This is a genomic window from Dellaglioa sp. CoH-57-MRSF-19 (assembly GCF_056781975.1).
This window is the reverse complement of record NZ_JBXAXW010000003.1, coordinates 196,172-220,950: the sequence shown is the minus strand read 5'-3', so window position 1 is coordinate 220,950 and position 24,779 is coordinate 196,172. Positions and strand designations below refer to the sequence as shown.

Genomic DNA, 24,779 nt, shown 5'->3' with positions numbered 1-24,779 from the left:
TATCAAATATACCTTTTAGCAAAGTTAAAAATTCAACATGTACATGCTTTGTCTTTGATTAACATGTACATATTATATCTTCAATGGTGTACGATGTTAAATCAAATTTTTTATTTTTTTAAAAATATTTGAAAATTAAACAAATAATAATTATTCATAAGTTTTATCTCATCATAAAACGAAAATTATTAAGCCACTAAAATACGAATAAAATTTAGTTATCATTAATTTTTATTAAAAAAATCCATATCAATACTTAGCAGTATTGATATGGATTTACTATTATTTGGGATTGTTATTTAGTTCATAATTAAACTGCTAAAAATATTCAAATCATTTAAGATTAAATTAGAAACTATAACATTAAGGTGTATTCTCTAGTGTCCATGTTATTTCCCCTGTATAGGCTCCAGCTTTAAGTGATGTATTACCTCCGTTAAGTTGAGCGACAATTCCTTTATCCTTATCCCAACGGACTTCTTGAGTTGCCTCAGACTGTCCTGAACCAACTTCTGCACTACTTGATTCTATATCTTGTACACCATTAGCTGAATTTACATACTCCAAAACACCAGTTAACTTATCATTAGCACTATCTGTCAAACCTTTTGTAAGTCGAGCAGTTAATGTCCAAGCTTGTTTACCTGCATTAGAAATATTCACACTGCTATTGGTACTAGAATCACTACGTTGGAGATCAAAATTTTCTCCACTGTAAGGTAATATCACGCCACTGGAAGAACCATAGTCAGTTGCAGTAGGTGCTGATGTAATTTTTAATCCACCTGAGACAGTAATCACAATTTCTTTTGTTTGACCATCAGAATTTTGGATAACTGCTTTATAAAAACCATCACCTGAAGTTGGTTTAAGTTCTGTTGACTTAACACTAACTTTAGATTCGGCACCCGTCGCTATCAGCCAGCCTCTAGCTTTACTATTATTCAAGATTAATGTATCTAAATCACCAGTTGATAAGTTTTGAATATCCGCTGTTTTTAATTCAAATCCCTTGGCATAAAGAGCAGAAGTTTTGTCAAATGCAGTATCACTATCAGTTACGGTAACGGGTACAGCTACTTTTGCGATTTCATTTGGTTTAACTGCAGTATCTGTTAAAAGCATATCTTGAATGTAAAATCCTGCTGTTTTATTATCAAGTGGCTTACCTGATGGATTTGTTGTATCCATTTTTAAGGTATGTGCATTAACTGTTGGTTGATTAATAATTGTTAAATTCTTAATTAAGTCCGTTTCGCCTGTCTTAACCGTATCGCCAACTTTGATTGTTTGTGGGATAGCAGTTGCACCTAATTTATAAAGATTGACTGTTACCGTAACAGGTTTTAACTGTTCTACTTCACTATCGTCAACAGCTGTCACTATTATCTTATTTGAACCTAATTTTAATTTAGAAGTGTCAATGTTTGCACTATAATCAGCACTAGTATCTACCTTACCTGTGTCGTACACATTCTCTGTTGTTCCTGACGTTGACCCATCTGGATAGGTAATTTGAATATAACCTTTACTGCCATCCTTATCTAAAACCGTTCCTAAAACTTTAGGCCTATTAGTTTGACTTGCATAAGCATTAATCGTTTGTTCTTTTACACTTGCAACAGGTGCAACAGCTTCCTTATAAGTTTGATAAGAACCCGTTACGAGTGTTCCTCCTGGTTCCAAAGTTTTCGGATTAGCTTTTATTATGAACCCACTATCGCCTTTAAATGGGTTATCTGGATTCTTAATATTTGAAACGGCAATAATTTTATTATGTGGTGATTTTTCCATTCCAGTTCCAAGTGCACCACCATTGAAATAATTATTTAAATAACCAGTATTCATAACATTTGGTTCATCTCCGCCTGTGTAATTCGTCCATCCACCTAATTTGGTATTATTTCTTGGATCATTTAATTTGAAATTTAAACTATGTGCTGACCCAACCATTTTGAATCCTTCATCCGGGCCTAAGCTTTCAATGGTAACAGCATCCTCATCAACGAATGTATCGACGCCCTCAATAGCTCCAACTGCACGAGCCGTTGTGTCATTGTTAGTAATACTAAAATAGCTATAAACACCGCCACTAGCATCATAAACTTCCTCAAATGTATAACTTAATTTATACTTTGTATCATACATAATTGCCTTAAATCCAGTACCTGTTTTATTTTTAAAAAGTTGATATCCAGTGATATCCTTACCTTTAACTGCAGATTCAATTGTATAAGGAATTGATGAAAAGGATGATACCAACCCGTATCCACGATTACCTGGGACACTATTATTAATAATAATTCCATAAGATTTCCTTGGAACAGGATTTATTCCAGTATCAAACATGTAGGCCCAACCAGACTTATTAAGACCACTGACGGGATCATTATTTAATAACTCATTCATTTGAAAAGGAAAATAATTATTTCCAAAATATAATACAGGTTCGCCAGGTTTATTCTGTGAACCCGACTGTGAAACAAATGCCGTTGCTGACTCCGCTGAATAATCTTTTGTTGTATCCCAGTAATCATCAGGAAATACATCATTTGCTGGTCCAACATACCCAGCTGCTCTAGTACTTAGTTTAGCTTTTGCTGACGGTTTAGCTTTTGTTTTTGATTCACTTTTTTTTATTGTGATTGATTTAGTTTTTAGAGAATCACTTGATATCGCCTTTTTTCCTGATTCACTTGTGGCGTTATCTGATGACTCACTTGACATACTGCTCTCATCAGTTTGAGCAAATACACTAGGTTCCCTGTGACTGGCCCCCCCAGCAAATAATCCTGCAAAAACAGCACTTGTTATAAGTGTTGCTGAAATCCATTCTTTTGTTCTACTGTTATGTTTCCTCATCTTTTATCCCTCTCTAATGCTTAATTATCTTATTTATTTGGTCTTACTATCATATCGTTAAGTCATTGTCATCCCCTATTTTTCTAACAATTCCCATTAACTTTTAGTAAAGTGAAGATACAATATGTACATACTACATCTACAATTATTATGTACATATTGTATCTTCAATGGTGCACAATGTTAAATCACATTTTTTACCTTTTTAAAAATATTTGAAAATAAAAAAGTTATTAATTAAAAGATAATATCCCTTAATTAATAACTTTTTCATTTAAATTATTTAATTTTTTGTTGATACTTTCTTTTTAATCTTCGATTAATCCATAATATAACAAAAACATTAACGATTATCAGTACGAACAAGAGTAATATCCAATAGATCCAGTAATTTGTTTGATCGATTGTAACATCCTTCTCATTCAATATTCTTGCTTTTGATCCACTTACCGTAAATTTCTGTTTAAAATGCCATGCCTGATTTTTAGAAGTCATCTCTGCACTAAGTTCGTAGGTACCACTTTTGAGTAATTCACCAGCAGCTAATGGAATTGGAAAGGTAACCGCACTGGTTGGGGCAATTTGCATGTCCTTATTACTTGCTCGATATAATACTTTTGAACTACCTAACCGTCTGACTTGTGTATTTATTTGAACTTTATTTAAAAACATAGCGCTCTGATTTTCAAATCTCGCAGCAATCACATTACGTGCATTAATTTGTGTGATATCAACCGTTTTTAATTTTACTTGTGCGCTAGTTACAGGTTGTTCTCCATGGAATATTACCGCAGTCGTATATAAATAACGATTATCAATAACCGCTCGTTCTGACTTTGTTTGAGACTGAGCATCATTGTCTTCAATCACCGATATACCTCCCGCAACGACACCTGCAAAAGTCGTATTGGGTAACGCAACATCCAAAGTAACTATTTTTTCACTTTTTGCAGGAACAGTTATACGATTCTGACGAGCTCTAACTGCTTTTACCACTGAGAACGGCTGTTGTGCCAATACTTTACTTTGTGATTCCGCGTACTCCACAACCCCATTATAGTTTGTTGTTGCATCCTTAATGAGGACTTCAAACGTTAGTGATTTATCAATAAGATTAGCTACCTTAATTTTCAGCTGTGTTTTAGTTCCTGGTGCTGCTTTTAAATCAAAATAAGTTTTTTTCTTATCTAATTGATAGTCAGATATCATAGGTTGAACAGAAAAGTCAACTTGGCTGGCATTAACCTGCTTAATGTCCACTCCGAATAAAAATAAAATACTGAATAAAAATAAATAGCCGAATCTTTTAATAAATTTTGTGGTTATCATTTCATTATTATTCATTTGATGGCACATCATTTAATGACCATGTAATTTCACTACGATAGACATCTGTCATCTTAGTTGCCTCACGGGGAATATTCAAAGCGATACTATTTCCTTTAGTTGCCTCATTCCCAAAACGGTAAACCCAAGTGCCGTATCCTTCATCACCTTTTGCGGCAACGACTACTTTATTAGCTCCTACAGACAAATCAAAATTTTTCTTATAAAATCCAGGTTTTTTATCCGCAGAAATGGAAACAAGTTCACCATTACTAAAACTAAGATAGGCACCCGTTAACGATTTATGCGTCTCTTCAGATTCAAATTGGCGACTCTGTTTAGCTTCAAGCACCCAACCATTTTCAGTTCCGCTAAAATTTGAAACTTGAACGTAATTGGGTGTGCTTGCCCCTGTTGCCATATCTTGCGCTTTGGCATAACTTTTTTTATCATTCGAATCAATTTTAGTTGTATTGAAACTAAGGGAAGAAGCAAAATCGACTGTTGTTGCTCCAGATTGAAAATCCATAGACAAATCGGATTGCGCACTACCACGATTAGTTTTCGCCGCTTGAATCGTTGCCTCAGATGCAGTCATATAGAGACCTAATAGTGTTACAAAGGCGCTTAATACTATTTTATTCATAAAGATTTCCCTCTCCCTGTCTAAAAAAATTACTCTTCTGTTATTTCTATAATTTGAATACATATATTAATGACATGTTATTTTATATCACCACTTTTGTCAATTTTTTTAAAAATATGATAATTATTGATTCTAGATTTATATGCAAACCGTTGGCAATTCCCCTATAATGGATAGTACATACTCTTTAATGAGGAGGAATCGCGATAAATGGACTTTATATTTAACAAAGATGATATTCGTAAGTTAGAATTATTTTCTTATCTTGAGAATACTTATGACCAATCTGCTTCGCAAACAGACATCCAAAAACATTTTAAATGGTCAAAATATTATACAGCAACAACTATCAAGTCTTTAGAAGAAGATCTTGTCACTGAAGGATTAGACGATTACTATTTATTAAAAGTTAGCAATAACAAAGTAAGTCTACAAAAAAATGGCTTAGATTCCATCGATCACCTATTACTTCTATACGCTAAGCAGTCACCTCAATTTTTGATGCTGAATGCGCTATTTACTAACCCTAATTTTAGTATAGAATCCTTCACCGAATCGTTATTTTTAAGTGAAGCAACTGGTTATCGGACCAAGAAATTTTTAGATGATATGTTACAAAAATTAGGCTTTAAAATCACTAAAAACTTCCAATTAGTAGGTCCTGAAGAAAATATTCGCTTATTTTTTTATAACCTTTATTTAGCTGTCTATAAGAACTACAACTTCCCATTTAATGAAGAAGTTGATCGTAATTCTAGTTTATTTTCTAACCAATTAATTTCTAGCTTAAATCTTGATCTCACACAAATACAATTATTGAAACTAAAGTATTTTTCAGCTGTTCTCATACAAAGTTTAGCTTCTAATCGAAATGATACTAATCGTTTTGCTGATGTTAATTTTGCTAATTCAGACTCAATCATGTCCAATATTCAAGACTGTCTTCAAGAAAATCCAGGTATTAATGGACTTACGGATGAACAGTTATCAATTGAAACAGTATTTGTTCTAAATTTCCTTTATATGGAAGACATTGTTGACGTTACATTTAATAACTCATCTTTCTTTTCACAAATTGAATCACTCAATAATTTTGTTATTAAAGACTTACAAAAGTTCTTTGATATCACATTAAGTGAACAAAGTTATATGACATTATTTGACGAATTATCTCGTATTCATTTTTCTAGTTACCATAGTGCCCAAATTGATTTTAGTTGGCAAGTTGCCGTAGATAATACTATTTTAAAAGAAAATTATAGTTGGTTTTATATCTTCGTTGACCAATTGATAACTAACTTAACAACGAATGTACCGGATATTTTCAAAGAAAAAAACATTAACATGGCCCGTTTAAAATCAGAATATCTTTTCTTATTCATTCGTTATATTGATTTACCAACCGTTTCAAAACCGGTGCATATAACAATTGATTTTTCAAAAGGGAGTAACTACAATGATTTAATTCACAAAAATCTTGATTCAATGCCCTTCTTTAATTTGGAAGTTAACTACAAATTAACAGATCAAACCGATATTTACCTTTCTGACTTCTTGATGGCAGATGTCCCCAGTCGCTACCTAATCTGGAATAGTCCACCATTAGCTTCTGATTGGGAGATATTTGCTAATATGGTTGTGGCTATTCGAACAGATAGTCAGGAGGATATCACTAATGCATAAAAAGTTTAGAACATCCCGCCTAACTAGAATTTCCTTAGCCTCAATCGTAGCTAACTTGTTCATTTTATCCATGTATGTACCCAAACAAATTAAAGCAACACCGCGAAGCGATAGTGAAGATTCTCGTGTAGCTCCTGTGAATCCAATGGATCCCAGAAAAAATGCAGAACCTGTGTCCCCTAAGGTTTCGGCACCTAAAAAACAAAAACCTCGTAAGGTTAAGAAAAAAGTAACAGATAAATCACCAATCGCTTTTGTTTCAACGCAACATTCTGTAACACCTATTAAACCACCTGTAGCCCTTTCAGTATCTTATTCTGGCTACTTGGTTCGTCATTTATCAGGGAACCTACTCTATGGTTCAAAAACAAGGTCATCAGATGCGATTATTTTAAAAGAAACTAAAGAATAAATTTAGTTTATTTTATTTGACCTTTTTTGACCAAGGGTTTAAACTAGCATTACATTAGTTCAAATGCTAATATAAAAAAAGTAAATAATAATAAATTCGGAGGTTTCTAACTATGAATATGGTTCCTACAGTTATCGAACAATCTGCCGGTGGCGAACGTGCCTATGATATCTACTCTCGTCTTTTAAAAGACAGAATCATTATGTTATCTGGTGAAGTTAATGATGATATGGCAAATGCTATTATCGCTCAATTACTTTTCTTAGACGCTCAAGACTCAGAAAAAGATATTTCAATTTACATTAACTCACCCGGTGGTTCTGTTTCAGCCGGTTTAGCTATCTACGATACAATGAACTTCATCAATGCTGATGTTCAAACAATCGTTATGGGTATGGCTGCTTCAATGGCCAGTGTATTGGCAACTGCTGGTACAAAGGGTAAACGTTTTGCATTACCTAACTCAGAAATTATGATTCACCAACCACTTGGTGGCGCTCAAGGTCAAGCAACAGAAATTGAAATTGCTGCTGCACATATCTTGAAAACAAGAACATTGATTAACCAAATTTTAGCTGATGCAACTGGTCAAGATATTAAAGTTATCGATAAAGATACAGATCGTGATAACTTTATGACTGCTGATCAAGCAAAAGAATACGGTTTGATTGATAAAATTATGACTAACAAAAAAGGGCTTAAATAAGCTTTAACGTTTAAGGACACTAACAAGTTAACTTTTGTTAGTGTCCTTTTTTTGAGCGGATAATTATTCAGATGAACCCGTCTTATGCTATACTGACGCTAATAAATGAAGACTGGACTGATAAAAATGGATATTTCAATTATTGATGCTTCAAAAGTAAATCGGGACTTTGGACTTGTGATTGGTAACTCTGACGCGCCAAAAACAATTATTGAGTTTATTAACCTACGTTGCCCCTACTCAAAAGAATGGTTCGAAAAATCTAAAGAGACTTTAGATTCTTATGTTGCAAACGGACGTGTAAAACGTGTCATCAAACTTTTTGATAAAGAAAAAGAATCCTTACAACGTGGTAATGTTGCTCATCATTATCTTCCTTTAGATAATCCGCAAAAATCTTACGATTTAATAACTGAATTATTTAAAACGCAAGATACGTGGAAAGACTTAACACTGGATGAGGTTGCTGCCTATATGGAAAAGACCTTTAGTTTAACTGACGTTTCTGATAAAACTTACATTAACTCAATTATCGCTGAAGCTAACGACGCAAATATTCAATTTGTACCAACCGTTATCGTTGACGACCATATTTTTGATGAATCAATTGATCTAGCTACCTTAAAATCATATTTAGATAAATAAAAAATACGCATATAATTAATAGCTAAGATAAAAGCTATCAGTTATATGCGTATTTTATTTGGTTAACCTTTTAATCCTTTAGATTGTCTGACCATATCTTCAACAACAACATCAAAGATTTCTCCAAGTCCAGCACAATATTCTAATATTTCCCACGGCGCATTCGTATGGAAATGCAGTTTCATTAAATCAGAATCTCCCGCAACAAGTAAACTATCACCTTTGAATTGACGTAAAATCTTATCGTTCAATTGGTCCTCGTCTAATGTACTACCTTCTATTAGTAGTTGCGTATCATATTTAAATGTTATCATGCTATCTCACCTCTTTAAAATTTCGTTTATTTTTCACCAATTCGAACTTTTTCAGCAAATTCGTTAATTTTTCGTAGCCGATGATTAATCCCAGATTTTGAAATTGGACCACCTGGTACTAAATCACCTAATTCTTTCAAACTAACTTCTTGATGAACCAGACGTGTTTCAGCAACTTCTTTTAATTTAGAAGGTAATTGCCCTAAACCAACAGAATGTGCAATAAACTCAATATTAGCAATTTGTTTATTCGCAGCATCCGCCACTTTATTCATATTAGCTGTTTCGCAATTAACCATGCGATTAACTGAATTACGCATATCGCGGACAATCCTAATATCTTCAAACTTCAACATAGCCGTTGTTGCGCCAATTAATGACAAGAAATCAGCAATTTTTTCTGCTTCTTTTAAATAAACGATATAACCACTTCGACGTTCAGTCATTCTAGCGTTGAATCCAAATTTATTAATCATTTCGCAAATTGTTTGATTATGTTCTTCATAGACTGAGTAAATTTCCAAATGATAACGGCTTGTTTCAGGATTATTAACAGAACCACCTGCCAAAAATGCCCCACGTAAATATGAACGCATCATCATATCATCATGGGCCAACAGATCCATTGGTACACCCATTTTAAGTTGCATATCTTCAATGATATCCAGGTCTTTTAAAACAAAATCACTACCTGTTTTTAAACGTACAATATAAATATTATTTTTCTTTAATTTCATTTTACGACGAACTAATAGTTCACTTGTAATGTCATAAAATTCATTTAAAAGTTCATAAATCCGTCTCGCAATTGCGGGATTCTCAGTCTGAACATTTAAAACAAATTGATGATTAATAATACTCAAAGACCCATTCATTCTAATTAACGCCATTAACTCTGCTTTAGCATTATTTTTTCTGACTTTGAGGGTCGTTAATTCTTTTTTCACTTCACTTGCATATGACATTCTTTCACCTTATCTCTGTACTAAATAGTCTTTCTATGTCTTAATTCGCGATTTGGTCGACCAACTAAACGGATTAATTCTTCAACGACTTTATTGCCATCATGGAAGACACCTTGATCTTTTAATTTTAAGAAGTTAGATGAAATCACTCGACAATGTTGTTCCCTTAATCCATTAAAGTCATGTTCAACTTGAATTAAATTCTCATCATATTTTTCTTTATCCATATAACCTTCAGGAACCGGTGCCGTATTCACAAGCACTGTATTCACAAAACATTTACCTAGGTGCCCATTCAAAATACGCACATGATCAGCATCAGTAAAATGTTCTGTTTCACCCTTTTGCGTCATAATATTACAGATATAAACAACTTCTGCTTTTGTTTCAGACAGTGCCTTACCCACATTACCAATAACTAAATTAGGCAAAATACTTGTGAACAAACTCCCAGGTCCAAGGACAATTTGGTCTGCTTCAAGAATAGCTTGAACAACTTCTGGTACAGCTTCTGGCACACTAGTTTCACTTTTTTCACTTGAGGTTACCCAAACACGCTTAATTGATTTTCTAGCGGCAGTTATTTCTGCTTCCCCCGCTAAAAAAGTGCCATCAGAAAATTCTGCATTTAATACTAACGGTTCATCCGCAACGGGATAGACATGTCCATCAACTCTCATCATTTCTGATAATTCTTGGACAGAAGCAAAAACACCATTTTTCATTTCAGTTAGTGCTGCAATAATTAAATTACCAATCGCATGTCCTGCAAAAAATCGATCGGACGTATCAAACCGATACTGGAATATATCTAAATATATTTCTGGTAACTCAGATAATGCGGCAATAACATTACGAATATCACCAGGCGGCACAACATTCACGTAATCTCTGATAATACCTGACGAACCACCATCATCAGCAACCGTTACAATCGCCGTGATATCAGCATTTTTATCTCTTAAACTTTTTAAAATAACGGGTAGCCCTGTTCCGCCACCAATAACGACTATCTTAGGTCTATGTCCACTTCTCGTCATGATCGATTGACCGATTCTTTACTTTTATTAATATCACGGTGTGTAACGTTCACCGGATAGTTAATTTTCAATTCTTCACTCAATCTTTTAGCTAAAGCAACTGAGCGATGTTGTCCACCAGTACAGCCAATCGCAATCGTTAAATTGGTTTTACCTTCAGCTTCGTAGCCAGGTAAAATTGACTCAATTAACGATTCAAATTTGGTATAAAAACCTTCTGTAGCTGGTTGTTTCATCACATAATCATAAACTGCCTTATCTAAGCCAGTTTGTGGTTTTAATTCTGGAATATAGTGTGGGTTAGGTAAGAAACGGACATCCATCACGATATCTGCATCGATAGGTAGGCCATATTTAAATCCGAATGATAAGACTTCAACATGAAAATTAGCTGTTTCTCTGGTTTCAAAATTATGAAAAATCTCTTCACGTAACTGACGTGGTGACAAATTAGTCGTATTAATCACTAATTGTGCTTGTGTTTTAATATCATTTAATAAGTCACGTTCTTTTTCAATGCCATCCATCAGACGGCCTTCCATTGCTAACGGATGCGCACGTCTTGTTTCTTTGTAACGAGAAACTAATTCTGCATCTGATGCGTCAAGAAAGACAATTTTAGTGGTTACAAATTCAGTGTTATCAAATCCTGATAACATTTCGATAATTTCATCATAAAAAGCTCTTGATCTTAAATCCATAACAAGGGCAATTTTTGAAATTTTACCTGACTCTTTTACCAACTCCCAGAACTTAGGTAATAAAGTTGGTGGTAAGTTATCAATACAAAAATAACCTAAATCTTCAAAACTTTGCATTGCGACCGTCTTACCGGCCCCACTCATCCCTGTAATTACAACTAGCTCTAACGTATCTGTCATATTCATTCCTCCAAATCTACTATAATTATTATAACATACCTGGTGTTTCTTTTGTATCTGCGCACAAAAAAAGAGTTGTTTCCAACCCTATATCGTTTCACCAAATATTTTCATTTTAATTGCTTGGCCCGTTGGTGTACTAGCTAATCCACCAATCCCAGTTTCTCTAAGCGAGCTCGGCATACGTTCGCCAATGTCTTTCATAGCCATAATAACTTCATCAGCTGGTACTTTGTTAGATAATCCAGCAAGTGCCATATCTGCTGCCGTTAAAGCATTCACGGCTCCTATTGCATTTCGCTTGATACATGGAATTTCAACTAATCCAGCAACTGGATCACAAACCAGTCCCAATAAATTACTAAGTCCCATCGCAAAAGCCTCTGCACATTGTTCCGGCGTTCCACCAGTAACCTCAACGGCGGCAGCTGCTGCCATTGCTGATGCACTGCCGACTTCTGCCTGACAGCCACCAGTCGCTCCGGCAATCATGGCATTATTTGCCACGATCATTCCAAAGGCACTTGACGTAAATAAAGCTTGTAACATCTTTTCATGTGATAAATTTAATCGTTTTTGTATCATGAAAATAACCCCAGGCAACGTTCCAGATGAACCTGCAGTCGGTGTCGCACAAATAAGTCCCATCGAAGCATTGACTTCATTAGTCGCAATTGCATATTGCATCGCCTCTAAGTTAGCATCCCCAGATAAAGAGTGCCCTTTCTCACGATATTTCCGTAGTAAGACCGCATCTCCACCCGTTAATCCCGTTGCTGAAGAAACGCCTTCACCATTTGATCCCTTTTCAATCGCTTGCTTCATCACTTCAAGATTAGCAGACATTTTTTCAATGATAACGTCTCTAGTTTCACTTGATTGCGCCATTTCTTGTTCAATCATTAATTCTGAAACTAATTTGTGTTCTTTATTAGCAGTTGAAACTAACTCAGCAATACTTTTATACAAGATGGAACCTCCTATTTTAAATAAATGAGATTGTGCGTTAATAATCGCAGTTGCTTAATATCAGTCTCAGTAATATTCTTGGATAAATCATATTCATACATAATATCCTCTGGCATTAACTCAGATTCACTTTGCATAACAATAGTTGTCGATTTTTCGATTTGTTTTTGAATTTTATTTTTATTTACTGGATTAGCTTCCAACACTAGTATCGGTAAACTACCCTTTGGAAAAAATTGTTGTTTTTTTATAGTGAAAGCCCTAATTTCAATTGTGCCACCACCAATTGAGCAACCCATTAATTCGATTTTTTTTGTCTCATTTTCAATCGTTAATTTAACACTATTCGGATGGTTAATTGGACTTGGGTGTGCATCTTCAATAAACTGAATCTCAATCCCCATTTTTTCCGCAATCTGAATTGACTGTGGGCAACGGACATCATCAGGTTCAAAGCCTAATACCCCAGCAACGGTCGCAAAATCAGTCCCGTGCCCGCGATGTGTTTTTGCGAATGATTCATAATAGCGAACTTTTAATTTAGTGATTCTCCCATTAAATAATTGAAATCCAACCTTACCGATTTTAGCGGCACCAGCTGTATGTGAACTAGATGGTCCGATCATAACAGGTCCAATAATATCAAAAACACTCTTATAGTTATTGCCCATGGTCAGCCGTTCCTCCAATTTATTTTATGTCTTCTTTAAAGTTAACACTTTTTAAAAAAAAAGGAATAAAAAAAAGCCAGATTTTCATCTGACTTCTTAATTTATTTATTCATTCTCGCACGATCACGTTCTAAGATTGGTTTTAAATAGTGTCCCGTATAACTTTCAGGCACTTCAGCAATTTCTTCTGGTGTTCCAGTCGCAAGAATCGTTCCGCCACCTTCGCCGCCTTCTGGACCTAAATCAATTAAATAGTCAGATGTTTTAATCACATCTAAGTTATGTTCAATAACCAAGACTGTGTTACCCGCATCAACCAAACGATTTAAAACGCTAAGTAGGCGTTTAATGTCATCTGTATGCAAACCAGTTGTTGGTTCATCAAGAATATAAAAACTCTTACCATTTGATTGACGATGTAATTCAGAAGCTAACTTCATCCGTTGCGCTTCACCACCTGATAATGTTGTTGCCGATTGGCCTAACGAAACATAGCCCAAACCAACATCAACAATTGTCTGCAGTTTACGTCTGATTTTAGGAATTGGTTCGAAGAATTTCAAAGCTTCGCCAACTTTTAAATCTAAAATATCAGAGATTGTCTTACCTTTGTAAGTCACTTCAAGTGTTTCAGAGTTATAGCGTGCCCCGTGACAAATTTCACATGGCACATAGACATCTGGTAGGAAATTCATTTCTATTTTAATAATCCCGTCACCTTTGCAGGCTTCACAACGTCCACCTTTGACATTAAAACTAAAACGACCTTTTTTATAACCACGTAATTTTGCTTCGTTAGTTTCCGCAAATAAATCACGAATATTATCGAAGACGCCTGTATAAGTTGCGGGATTACTTCTCGGTGTTCGACCAATTGGACTTTGATCAATATTAATAACACTTTCAATATTTTGAACACCAGAAACTGATTTATATTTACCTGGTTTTTCAGAATTTCGATTTAACTTTTGTGATAATACCTTTTTCAAAATACCATTCACTAAAGTTGATTTACCGGAACCTGAGACACCTGTAACTGAAATGAATTTACCTAAAGGAAAATCGACCGTTACATTTTTTAAGTTATTCTCTTTTGCGCCGGTAATTCGAATCTTCTTACCATTGCCAGCACGTCGTTCATCAGGTAATGATATAAATTTCTTTCCTGATAAATATTGTCCAGTTAATGATTTGCGACTCTTTTTAACTTGTGTGGGCGTTCCAGCAGCAACAATTTCACCACCTAATTCACCAGCACCAGGACCAACATCAATTAAATAATCAGCAGCCATCATGGTATCCTCATCATGTTCAACCACAATTAAAGTATTACCCAAATCACGCATTTTCTTAAGTGATTCAATTAAGCGATCATTATCACGTTGATGCAACCCGATTGAAGGTTCATCTAAAATATATAAAACACCCGATAAATTAGAGCCAATTTGCGTGGCTAGTCGAATCCGTTGTGCTTCTCCACCTGAAAGTGTTCCTGCAGAACGTGATAATGTCAGATAATTTAAGCCAACATTTTGTAAGAATGTTAAGCGGTCACGAATTTCTTTCAAAATAGGTGCTGCAATAATTGATTCTTTTTCTGACAAGTTAACGTTATCAAAGAAAGGTAAGCCGTCACCAATTGAAAGTGCGGAAATTTTACCAATATGTTGGCCATTAATTTGGACGGCTAATGCTTTACGATTCAAGCGGTAACCGTGACATGTTTGACACGTTAAGCTGGTCATATATTTACGCATTTGTTCACGCGTAAAGTCACTATTAGTCTCCGTATGACGACGACTAATATTTGTAATAACCCCTTCAAATAATGCATCTACATCACGAACGCCACCAAAGTCATTAGCGTAATGGAAATGAAATTCACGTGTTCCAGCGCCATTCAAAACAATATCACGTTGTTCATCTGTTAACTTTTCAAATGGCACATCCATTGGAATTCCAAAAGCTTCTGCAGCTTGGGCTAACATCGATGGGTAATATTGCGAACTAATAGGATTCCATGGCTCAATTGCCCCTTCTGCTAGCGTTTTAGTTGGATCTGGAACGACTAAATCTTCATCGACTTCTAACTTCATTCCTAAACCATCACAAGTTTCACAAGCACCAAATGGTGCATTAAATGAGAACAAACGTGGTTCTAATTCTCCAACTGTAAATCCACAAATAGGACATGCATAATGTTCGGAAAATTGAATTGTTGCACCATCTGTATCACCATCAAGAATATCTGCAGTGGCGTAGCCAGAAGATAAACGTAATGCTGCTTCAAATGAATCAAATAAACGTGAGCGAATGCCCTCTTTGACAACAATCCGATCAATCACAATATCAATAGAGTGTTTGACCTTTTTTTCAAGATCAAATTCTTCATCAATATCATGAAGCTCGCCATCAACTCGAACACGGACGAATCCTTCTCGTTTGATCGTTTCAAATATCTTTTTATGTTGTCCTTTTTTATTGCGAATAATAGGTGATAAAATTTGAAGTTTTGTACGCTCTTTTAACTCTAAAACACGGTCAACCATTTGTTCAACGGATTGACTCGTGATTTCATGACCATCATTTGGACAAATTGGATGTCCAACTCTAGCCCATAATAATCTTAAATAATCATTAATTTCAGTGACTGTCCCAACTGTTGATCGTGGGTTTTTTGAAGTTGTTTTTTGGTCAATCGAAATAGCAGGTGATAACCCATCAATTGAGTCAACATCTGGCTTATCCATCTGCCCTAAAAATTGACGTGCATATGCTGATAAACTTTCAACATAGCGACGTTGTCCTTCAGCATAAAGTGTATCAAAAGCTAATGAGCTTTTCCCTGATCCTGAAAGTCCCGTAATCACAACTAATTTATCTCTTGGGATAGTGACATCCACATTTTTTAAATTATGCGCACGCGCACCATGGATCACAATTTTATCATTTTTCAAGAAATATCCCCCTATTTATAACATTTGTGTTTTTAATTCTAATACCGTATCACGCAATGATGCAGCTGTTTCGAAATCTAATTTTTTAGCTGCTTCTTTCATTTGTCCTTCTAAGCGATCAACCATATCTTGTTGTTCCTTTTTATCCATATCCAAAAATTCAGTTTCGGTAAAGGTTTTAACAGTTCCTGAATTATCTTCAATTTTTGTTGGCGTAATTAACTCACGAATGGCTTTTTTAATCGTAGTTGGCGTAATATGATGTTCCTCATTATATGCCATTTGGACATCACGGCGGCGTTGCGTTTCTTCCATTGCGCCCTTCATTGAATCCGTCACTTTATCAGCATACATAATCACTCGTCCGTTTTCGTTACGAGCTGCACGACCAATTGTTTGAACTAGAGAACGTTCACTACGTAAGAAACCTTCTTTATCGGCATCTAAAATTGTCACTAATGACACTTCAGGAACATCAATACCTTCACGTAATAAGTTAATTCCAATTAAAACATCATATGTGCCTAAGCGTAAATCGCGAATAATTTTCGTTCGTTCCATCGTTTTAATATCACTATGCAAGTACGCAACTTTCATCCCCAACTCTTTCAAATAATCAGTTAAATCTTCTGACATTTTCTTGGTTAATGTTGTGACAAAGACACGTTCATTGCGTTCAATACGTAAATTAATTTCGCCAACTAAATCATCAATTTGGCCCATAATTGGACGAACTTCAATGATTGGATCTAGTAATCCAGTTGGTCGAATAATTTGTTGAACAACATCTGACGTCCGTTCCATTTCGTAAGGTCCTGGTGTTGCAGACATATAAATGACTTGATTAACGTGCTCTTCAAATTCCGCAATCGTTAATGGTCGGTTATCCAGTGCACTAGGTAAACGGAATCCGTAATCTACTAACATTTGTTTACGAGCGCGATCACCATTGTACATCCCTCGAATTTGAGGCATGGTTACATGAGATTCATCAACTACGATCAAGAAATCTTTGGGAAAGAAATCAATTAATGTATATGGAGGTTCGCCAGGTTTACGTCCATCCATATGGCGGGAATAGTTTTCAATTCCGGATGTATAGCCCATTTCACGTAACATTTCTAAATCATAAGTAGTTCGTTGATCGATACGTTGGGCTTCTAATAATTTATCTTCATCTTTTAATTCTTTTAATCGATCAGCCAATTCAACTTCAATACCTTCAATGGCATGATCCATCACATCATCATTCGTCATGAAATGCGTTGCGGGGAAAATAGCCATGTGTTCAAGTTCACCCATAACTTCACCTGTTAATGAATCAACTTCACGAATACGATCGATTTCATCGCCAAAAAATTCAATACGAACAGCTTTTTGATCACGAGATGCTGGGAAAATTTCCACAATATCTCCATGAACTCTAAACCGACCACGTTGAAAATCAATATCATTTCGTTCGAATTGTATATCGACTAATTTTCTAAGTAAATCATCACGTTCCATTGTCATTCCAGTACGCAATGAAATAACATGATCACGATATTCTGTTGGATCACCTAATCCAAAGATACTTGAGACAGATGCAACAACAATCACATCATTACGTTCTAATAATGAACTTGTTGCAGAATGTCGTAATTTATCAATTTCATCGTTAATACTGGAATCTTTTTCAATATACGTATCACTTGAAGGAACGTAAGCTTCTGGTTGGTAGTAATCATAATAACTCACAAAATATTCCACCGCATTATTCGGGAAGAATTCTTTTAATTCACCATATAATTGTCCAGCCAATGTTTTATTATGCGCAAGGACTAATGTGGGACGATTAACTTCTTTAATCACATTTGAAATGGTAAACGTCTTACCCGTTCCCGTTGCACCCAGTAATACTTGTTCTTTTTTACCATCATTTAATCCATCAACTAAAGTTTTAATCGCATTCGGTTGGTCTCCAGTTGGTTCGTACTTTGAAACTAAGTCAAAAACGCCATCATCATGTCTATCAATCAAGTTAACCCCTCCAATACAATCATTTTTAGAAATTAAAAAAAGCCTGGAATAACCTACCCAGGCTCATTTAAAAATGATTATTCTCTACTAATTATATTAGCATACCGAACATACTTTCGCACGTTATCTCACTTATTTTTTCAGAATAACTTAATCAACTAAATAATCACGACCCCAAATAAGACCCATTGTTTTTTCTCCAGTATGGACGCCAATAACAGGCCCAATATGACTAACCTCAACTGGAATATTAGGATAGTTGGTTTTAATAAATGAGACCCATTTTGTACTCTCTTCAGGATTGTTCGCATCAACGATACTTACTCGAATTGGATAATCAACTGAGTTAATCGCATCAGAAAAATCTGCCATTACCCGTTGAAAAGCACGCTTCTTTGTCCGTTCCTTAGTTAAAGGGATAATTTGACCTTCATGATTAAAGGTCAGAATTGGTTTAATTTGTAATAAGTTACCCACAAACGCAGCACCATTCGTCATACGGCCCGTTCTAAGTAAATGGCTCAAGTTATCCACAACAAAGAAAATACCCACCGTTTCACGCATTGCTTCTATTTTAGGTACAATCGTGTCTGCATGCTCACCTTGCGCCACTAATTGAGCAGCTTTTAATACAAGAAAGGCTTCTGCTGAACTTGCTGCTTTAGAATCAATCGGATATACCGTAATTCCTTCCACAGTTTTTGAATAAGCACGTAAATTATCCACAAAACTTGTGATACCTGTTGATAGATGAATTGAAATTACTTCATCAAATCCCTCTTCAATTAATTTATCGAAGACACTTTGCATTTGTCCCATTGTGACTTGTGACGTTGTGGGTAACTTATCCGTATCTTTCATTCTTTGATAAAATTCTGAAGCAGAGATTTCCACATCTTCTAAATAAGTCTGTTGCCCAAAAATAACCGTGATTGGTACAACAATAATATTTTTATCTTTGGCTACTTTTGGATCAATATATGACGCACTATCTGTTACAATTGCCGTTTTCATTAATTTCTCCCTATTCTTTAAGCAAAAAAGGACTACCTTGTATGCATTATTCTAGCATACAACGCAATCCTTAACCTATGTGTACTCTATTTCTTAATAATATCCAAGGTTATTTTTTTAATTTTATCTTTATCTGTGAAATCTTCCGTTAATAATTCTGGAAGAATTTCTTGTAGAATATACTGAACACTCGCTAAATCTGAAAATTCAAGAATCGTTTTTAAGCTTTCTTGATAAATTTCAGTATAAACTGATTCAGGATTACCCTTTTGAATTTCGCCAAATGATTCATATAATAAATCTAATTTATCAGCTACAGACAAGATTTTACCTTCTAAAGTATCATCCTTACCTTCTGATAATCTACGACGATAGGCATCTTGGAATTCTTCTGGAATTTCGTTCACAATAAAATTCTCAGATAATGATTCCTCAACATTTGCTAACATTTCTCTTAGCGTTGTTGTTGCATATTTAACGGGTGTTTTAATATCACCAATGAATCGTTCTGTATAATCATGATTCAACGCTTTTTCATACAACATGCGCCAATCAATCGTATTTCCTGCATTTTCTTCAACATCACCTAAAAATTGAGCAGCTTCTGTTACTTTGAATGAATGTTCCGCTACCGAATGATCTTCATATTTAAAATATCCTGGTGCTCGTTTTAACGTTTCTAAATTACTTAAACTTTGTAGGTATTGATGCATTCCCATAATTAACAGCTCCCTCTCATTTTTTATATAAATTTTTACAATCTTACCACATATGGAAAAGTTAATTCAAGTATCATCAACTTTTAACAAAAAAATAAACTGATTCACATTGCAAACGCTTGATACATCAATTGGAACACGTCGCGCAACTTTACCTTACTTTTTTATGTTATGCTTATTTTCATGCTTTATATTTAAGGAGGACATTTTTTTGAAGTTTTTAGCCAATAAAACCGTTGAATACTTAACCGGTTTTATCTTGATTTTAATCATGGTACAAGCCGCGTCACTTTTACATGATTCAGAAATTATTTTACCTGAAATCGCCGCGTTAACAGTTGGACTGTGGATTTACCACGAAGCCAATTGGTTAGATCGTTCGTTTAATCTTTTTTTGCTGCCTTCTGTCACCGCAATTATCGGTTTTGGCATCAATTTACTTGAGATTTCTTACACAATTAAAATCTGCCTAATGATCGCCATCATGGTCTTTCTATTAGTGGTAACCCGATCGGCACTGGCGCCTTCATTGGCTACAGGTCTCTTGCCAATCATCGTTAATGCGTCCAAATATTCATTCATCATTGCCATCATCATTTTCACTTTCATCGAGATGATTGTCGTTAAAGGCCGTAAACTCGATCAAAACTACGCAAAAAAAACAAACCTTAACTATCAGGCTATGCTTTTATTTCTCGTTTCTTCACTCATTTGGGTTGGTCTCGTGACGATTGCTGGAAAGCCTTTGATGGCCGCTATTCCACCGATTCTTGTCGTTTTTTTCGAGGTGCTACAAAAGCCGATGTATCCGGCAAAAATGGTGTTCAAACAGGTTACTGCCTTGACGCTTTCAGCAACGATCGGTGTTCTCGCCTGCATGGTAATCGATTCCAATGTTGTTGTCGCCTTAATCACTATGCCTCTCGTTTTTTGTATACTCCATCTTTTCAAAGTTAAAATTCCAGCCGCTTATGCCTTTCCATTGCTTGCAATGATTGTTCCACCGACTATCTTTAGCGTTCTCCCCGTGTCGTCCCTACTCGCTTCCATCTACTTTCTTGGAATCGCCTACCTTTATCACCGCTTTAAAAAGAAAAAAATGAATAAATAGAAACTAAACAAGTTAATCAGCCCTGAAAGAAAATAATAAATCTTAAAAAGTTGTTTACAAAATACTGTTTTATTTGCTTATAAATTTTGTAACCCATTTAAGGTCAAAAAAAGTAGTGCTAAATGTAAATTTAGCACTACTTTTTTAGTTAGGCGTTGACAATTGCCATAATTGCTTCTTCAAATGCAAGACACTTAGCTTGTGCTTTTTCATCAGTTTCAGCTTGCGTTCCCACGTAGAATTTAATTTTTGGTTCAGTCCCTGAAGGACGAATTGCAATCCAAGAACCATCTTCTAAGATATATTTCAACGCATTTGCAGTTGGTAATCCGATTTCTTCAGATGATCCATCAGCTAATTGCGCCATACCCGTTGTGAAGTCTTCTAATTTAGCGACTTTATAGCCAGCAAAATCTTTAGGTGCGTCATCACGGAAGATTGTCATTAAATCTTTGATTTTTTGAACACCTTCAATACCTTCAAACGTTAACGCTTTAGTATTTTCAGCGTAATAACCATATTCTTTAAATAAATCATCTAATCCATCTGACAATGTTTTATCAAATTGTTTGTAGTAAGCAGCTACTTCAGATAACATTACTAATGCTTGGATAGCATCTTTATCACGAACGAAAGGACGAATTAAGTAACCATAACTTTCTTCAAAACCAAACATAAAGGTATGTTCATTTGTTTCTTCATAGTTTTGAATTTGTTCCGCAATAAATTTGAATCCTGTTAAGACATTAATCATTTTAGCATGATGTGCTTCAGCAATCTTAGTTGCAAGTTCACTTGATACAATTGATTTAACGCCAACGGCATTAGCGGGTAAAGTTCCTGCTTCTTCGCTAGCAGTTAAAATATAATTGAACATTAGAGCAGCAATTTGATTACCTGTTAATAATTTATATTCACCATCAGTTTGACGTACAGCGACACCCATACGATCAGCATCTGGATCAACAGCGATTAATAAATCAGCATGTTCACGTCGACCCCATTTGATAGCTAAATCAAATGCTGGTGCGTCTTCTGGGTTAGGTAACTTGATTGTTGGGAATTCAGGATCACCTTCAGCTTGTTCAGGCACAATCTTAAATTGTTCAAATCCAGCTTGTTTCAAAGCACGTTCACCCAACATTTTACCTGTTCCATGAAGTGGTGTGAAAACAAGTTTCATTGAAGCACCAACTTCATCAACTAATTTTTGATTAATTGTCACTTTTTTAACTTCAGCAAGATACGCAGCGTCAACTTCTTCACCAATAATTTGGAGTGTTTTATCAGCTTTTAATACTGTCTCATCACCTACTTTAATGGCAAATAAATCATCAGCTTCGCGAACAAAACCAGTAATCATATCTGATTCTTTAGGTGGCATTTGGCCACCGTCTTCACCATAAATTTTATAGCCATTATATTGTTTAGGATTATGGCTAGCCGTTATCATAATTCCGGCGTAAGTAGCTAAATGGCGGACTGCAAACGATAATTCTGGTGTGGGACGTAAGCTTTCAAAAACAAAGCTTGGAATACCATGTGCGCCTAAAACTTTAGCTGATTCCATCGCAAATTCTTGTGATTGGTAACGCGAATCATAACTAATTGCGACACCGCGCATTTTAGTTGCATCATCTAACGTATCCATAAAGCGAGCTAATCCTTCAGTTGCTTGACGAATCGTGTAGATGTTCATCCGGTTAATACCAGGACCCATCAAGCCACGCATACCAGCAGTTCCAAATTCCATTGGTTGGTAAAAAGATTCTTTTAAATCTTCTTGATTATTTTTAAGCGAAACAATCTGATTTTTTAATGTTGCGTCTAGTGTTTCTTCATTTAACCAAGTTAAATAATTATCTTCCCAAGTCAAAATATCACTCCCATTCATATAATATTACTATTATACAATAAATGCGCTTACTATTCAGGATAATAAAAAAGATATCAGAATAATTCTGATATCTTTCTTCCAGCAAGTCGCTCACGTTCAATTCCTGATTTAATTACCTTTTCCAAAATATGCTCAAATTGCTTAATTTCTTCTTCACTAAGCACCGATATACTTTCATCATTAACGACTGTAATTCTATCAAAAATATCTTGATAATTATTAATCGCTTTTGCTGTAGGATAAAGTTCAGTCCGTCGTTTATCTGCGGACGACATTTTTTTTTCAAGCCAACCATCTTTAATTAATTTTGAGATAGCACGTGTCACAACACTGTGATCCCGATAAATATTTTGGATTAGCTCATCCTGACTAACGCCAGGTGACTCACAAACTAACAACACGTAAAAAAAGTTACTCTCAGAAAGTTCAAACCCTTTTAACGTATCATTTATTCTTAATCGAATCATTCTGTTGTAAATTGTTGTTAATTTCTCAACTTCATGTGTATCGTAAAAAGAATTTCCATTCATATTTTGCATCTCAAAACTCCTTAAGCTTTACTTGTTTTTCTGAAATAGATTAGTCCAACTAGTCCAATTACAATTGAGACAACCATGATAAAGATCATTGAATATTTGTATCCAACAACAAATGATGCAGGAATACTAGCAATAACAATAATAACGGTATTAAATAATGAACCACTAACTTGTCTTAATGTATTCGTTAATGTTGTTGCATGATTTATTTCCATTGGATTTAAATCTTTTAAAGATTCTGTTGTTGCTGGAGCCATAATAGCACCAACCCCTGTTAATCGAATAGCGTAAGTAACAACTGATAACCAAACAGGAAATTCAATTGTTAAGAATAACATTGGTAGTACTGAAATCATCAACATCAAAAAGCCAAATATAAATATTTTTTTATAACCGTATTGATCATAAAGGTTACCAACAATAGGTGAAATAATAGCATTAATTGCAGCACCCGGTAACATAATTAATCCAGCAGTCATTCCTGATAAATGTTGATTATTTTCTAAGAACATTGGCATAACTAATTCTGTTGCCATTAAAATACCAAAAACTAACATAATTAATGCAATCATAGTTGAGAATGAACGTACTTTGAAAATTCGAATATTTAAAAATGGTTCTTTTAAAGCTAATTGACGACGGCCAAAATAGATTAATGCTAAAACACCAATCACAATAAGGACAAGTGCAACTAATAATTGGTCTCCAATAATTGAAATACCAATTAAAATTGTAGCAAGTCCAACTAGTGATAAGAAGAATGATTTAAAATCAATTTTAACATCTGTCTTTTCTGAATAGTTAGGTAAAATACAAACCCCAACAATTAATAAAATTAACATGATTGGAATAATGAAAATAAATAATGCTCTCCATGGTAAAAATGTAATCATAATACCTGATAAAGTTGGTCCAATTGCTGGAGCAGCTGAGATAACAAGCATAGCAAGTCCCATTACAACGCCACGGCGTTCAATTGGGTTAATTGCAATGACACTAATCATCGTAAATGTAGTCAATACGCCACCGGCAGCAGCTTGGATTAAGCGACCAATTAAGATTGCCCAAAAATTAGCGCCACTTGATGCAACGATACTTCCGATTAAAAAGACAACCATAATACCGACAAATATTTGTCTTGTTGAATATTTTTCATATAAAATTGCTGATAATGGTGTCGAAATTCCGACCATTAAAACATAACCCGTCGTTAACCATTGTGCGGTTGCAAGGTTAACATTTAAAACGGTGATTAATTTTGGTAATGCTGTAATCATCAATGTTTGATTTAATAAAGCGGCAAAAGTCGCAATTAATAAAACAGCACCAATTGTGTTTCTTTTTTTGTTTGTCATTCTAACTCTCTTCTCACTTAAATTTACGCATATGTTTAATTTTTTTCA

At 34.9% G+C, this 24,779-nt stretch carries 21 protein-coding genes; 5 read left to right on the top strand and 16 right to left on the bottom strand.

Annotated elements, in window-relative coordinates:
* Window positions 1–363 precede the first annotated feature (363 nt).
* From AC1RO3_RS04760 to AC1RO3_RS04750, 3 genes are all read right to left on the bottom strand, one after another.
* On the bottom strand, window positions 364–2,862 hold the full coding sequence (locus tag AC1RO3_RS04760; RefSeq protein ID WP_481761471.1) for a hypothetical protein: 2,499 nt from the start codon (window positions 2,860–2,862) through the stop codon (window positions 364–366).
* Between the two features lie 279 nt (window positions 2,863–3,141).
* Window positions 3,142–4,206, bottom strand: coding sequence for a WxLIP family cell surface protein (locus AC1RO3_RS04755; protein ID WP_481761472.1), 1,065 nt, complete (start codon window positions 4,204–4,206; stop codon window positions 3,142–3,144).
* On the bottom strand, window positions 4,199–4,834 hold the full coding sequence (locus AC1RO3_RS04750; RefSeq protein ID WP_481761474.1) for a WxL domain-containing protein: 636 nt from the start codon (window positions 4,832–4,834) through the stop codon (window positions 4,199–4,201). Before AC1RO3_RS04750 ends, AC1RO3_RS04755 begins: the two co-directional genes overlap by 8 nt.
* Window positions 4,835–5,044: 210 nt before the next feature.
* Here AC1RO3_RS04750 and AC1RO3_RS04745 point away from each other — a divergent pair, with 210 nt between their 5' ends.
* From AC1RO3_RS04745 to AC1RO3_RS04730, 4 genes are all read left to right on the top strand, one after another.
* A complete protein-coding gene (locus AC1RO3_RS04745) occupies window positions 5,045–6,517 on the top strand; it encodes a helix-turn-helix domain-containing protein (RefSeq protein WP_481761475.1) in 1,473 nt (490 codons plus the stop codon).
* Window positions 6,510–6,929, top strand: a complete 420-nt coding sequence (locus AC1RO3_RS04740; RefSeq protein ID WP_409022196.1) for a hypothetical protein — start codon at window positions 6,510–6,512, stop codon at window positions 6,927–6,929. Before AC1RO3_RS04745 ends, AC1RO3_RS04740 begins: the two co-directional genes overlap by 8 nt.
* A 112-nt stretch (window positions 6,930–7,041) precedes the next feature.
* Window positions 7,042–7,635, top strand: a complete 594-nt coding sequence (clpP, locus tag AC1RO3_RS04735) for an ATP-dependent Clp endopeptidase proteolytic subunit ClpP (protein WP_409022195.1) — start codon at window positions 7,042–7,044, stop codon at window positions 7,633–7,635.
* Between the two features lie 126 nt (window positions 7,636–7,761).
* Window positions 7,762–8,280, top strand: coding sequence for a DsbA family protein (locus AC1RO3_RS04730; protein ID WP_481761625.1), 519 nt, complete (start codon window positions 7,762–7,764; stop codon window positions 8,278–8,280).
* A 62-nt stretch (window positions 8,281–8,342) separates the two neighbouring features.
* Here the strand turns inward: AC1RO3_RS04730 and AC1RO3_RS04725 are convergent, their stop codons facing one another.
* From AC1RO3_RS04725 to AC1RO3_RS04680, 10 genes are all read right to left on the bottom strand, one after another.
* Complete coding sequence (locus tag AC1RO3_RS04725) at window positions 8,343–8,594, bottom strand: kinase to dihydroxyacetone kinase (RefSeq protein ID WP_481761476.1); 252 nt, start codon at window positions 8,592–8,594, stop codon at window positions 8,343–8,345.
* 26 nt (window positions 8,595–8,620) lie between these two features.
* Window positions 8,621–9,559, bottom strand: a complete 939-nt coding sequence (gene whiA, locus AC1RO3_RS04720) for a DNA-binding protein WhiA (RefSeq protein WP_409022193.1) — start codon at window positions 9,557–9,559, stop codon at window positions 8,621–8,623.
* A gap of 20 nt (window positions 9,560–9,579) precedes the next feature.
* A complete protein-coding gene (locus AC1RO3_RS04715) occupies window positions 9,580–10,599 on the bottom strand; it encodes a gluconeogenesis factor YvcK family protein (RefSeq protein WP_409022192.1) in 1,020 nt (339 codons plus the stop codon).
* Entirely contained in the window at window positions 10,596–11,480 is an 885-nt protein-coding gene (rapZ, locus tag AC1RO3_RS04710) for an RNase adapter RapZ (RefSeq protein WP_481761477.1), read from the bottom strand. The genes AC1RO3_RS04715 and rapZ overlap by 4 nt, the downstream gene beginning before the upstream one ends.
* 87 nt (window positions 11,481–11,567) lie before the next feature.
* A complete protein-coding gene (gene sdaAA, locus AC1RO3_RS04705; protein ID WP_481761478.1) occupies window positions 11,568–12,449 on the bottom strand; it encodes an L-serine ammonia-lyase, iron-sulfur-dependent, subunit alpha in 882 nt (293 codons plus the stop codon).
* An 11-nt stretch (window positions 12,450–12,460) separates the two neighbouring features.
* The gene (locus tag AC1RO3_RS04700) at window positions 12,461–13,120 is read right to left on the bottom strand and encodes a serine dehydratase beta chain (protein ID WP_481761479.1); all 660 of its coding nucleotides are present in this window, start codon (window positions 13,118–13,120) and stop codon (window positions 12,461–12,463) included.
* A 101-nt stretch (window positions 13,121–13,221) separates the two neighbouring features.
* Window positions 13,222–16,077 carry an excinuclease ABC subunit UvrA gene (gene uvrA / locus AC1RO3_RS04695; RefSeq protein WP_481761480.1) on the bottom strand — a complete coding sequence of 952 codons (2,856 nt, stop codon included), beginning with the start codon at window positions 16,075–16,077 and terminating at the stop codon, window positions 13,222–13,224.
* 15 nt (window positions 16,078–16,092) lie between these two features.
* On the bottom strand, window positions 16,093–18,096 hold the full coding sequence (gene uvrB / locus AC1RO3_RS04690) for an excinuclease ABC subunit UvrB (RefSeq protein ID WP_481761481.1): 2,004 nt from the start codon (window positions 18,094–18,096) through the stop codon (window positions 16,093–16,095).
* A 150-nt stretch (window positions 18,097–18,246) separates the two neighbouring features.
* Window positions 18,247–19,110, bottom strand: a complete 864-nt coding sequence (locus AC1RO3_RS04685; RefSeq protein WP_481761482.1) for a DegV family protein — start codon at window positions 19,108–19,110, stop codon at window positions 18,247–18,249.
* Between the two features lie 86 nt (window positions 19,111–19,196).
* Window positions 19,197–19,829, bottom strand: coding sequence for a YfbR-like 5'-deoxynucleotidase (locus AC1RO3_RS04680; protein ID WP_409022185.1), 633 nt, complete (start codon window positions 19,827–19,829; stop codon window positions 19,197–19,199).
* 211 nt (window positions 19,830–20,040) lie between these two features.
* Here AC1RO3_RS04680 and AC1RO3_RS04675 point away from each other — a divergent pair, with 211 nt between their 5' ends.
* A complete protein-coding gene (locus tag AC1RO3_RS04675) occupies window positions 20,041–20,940 on the top strand; it encodes a hypothetical protein (RefSeq protein WP_481761483.1) in 900 nt (299 codons plus the stop codon).
* Between the two features lie 148 nt (window positions 20,941–21,088).
* Here the strand turns inward: AC1RO3_RS04675 and AC1RO3_RS04670 are convergent, their stop codons facing one another.
* From AC1RO3_RS04670 to AC1RO3_RS04660, 3 genes are all read right to left on the bottom strand, one after another.
* A complete protein-coding gene (locus tag AC1RO3_RS04670; RefSeq protein WP_481761626.1) occupies window positions 21,089–22,816 on the bottom strand; it encodes a phospho-sugar mutase in 1,728 nt (575 codons plus the stop codon).
* 74 nt (window positions 22,817–22,890) lie between these two features.
* A complete protein-coding gene (locus AC1RO3_RS04665) occupies window positions 22,891–23,376 on the bottom strand; it encodes a MarR family winged helix-turn-helix transcriptional regulator (RefSeq protein WP_481761485.1) in 486 nt (161 codons plus the stop codon).
* A gap of 11 nt (window positions 23,377–23,387) precedes the next feature.
* The gene (locus AC1RO3_RS04660; protein WP_481761486.1) at window positions 23,388–24,731 is read right to left on the bottom strand and encodes a DHA2 family efflux MFS transporter permease subunit; all 1,344 of its coding nucleotides are present in this window, start codon (window positions 24,729–24,731) and stop codon (window positions 23,388–23,390) included.
* Between the last annotated feature and the right edge of the window lie 48 nt (window positions 24,732–24,779).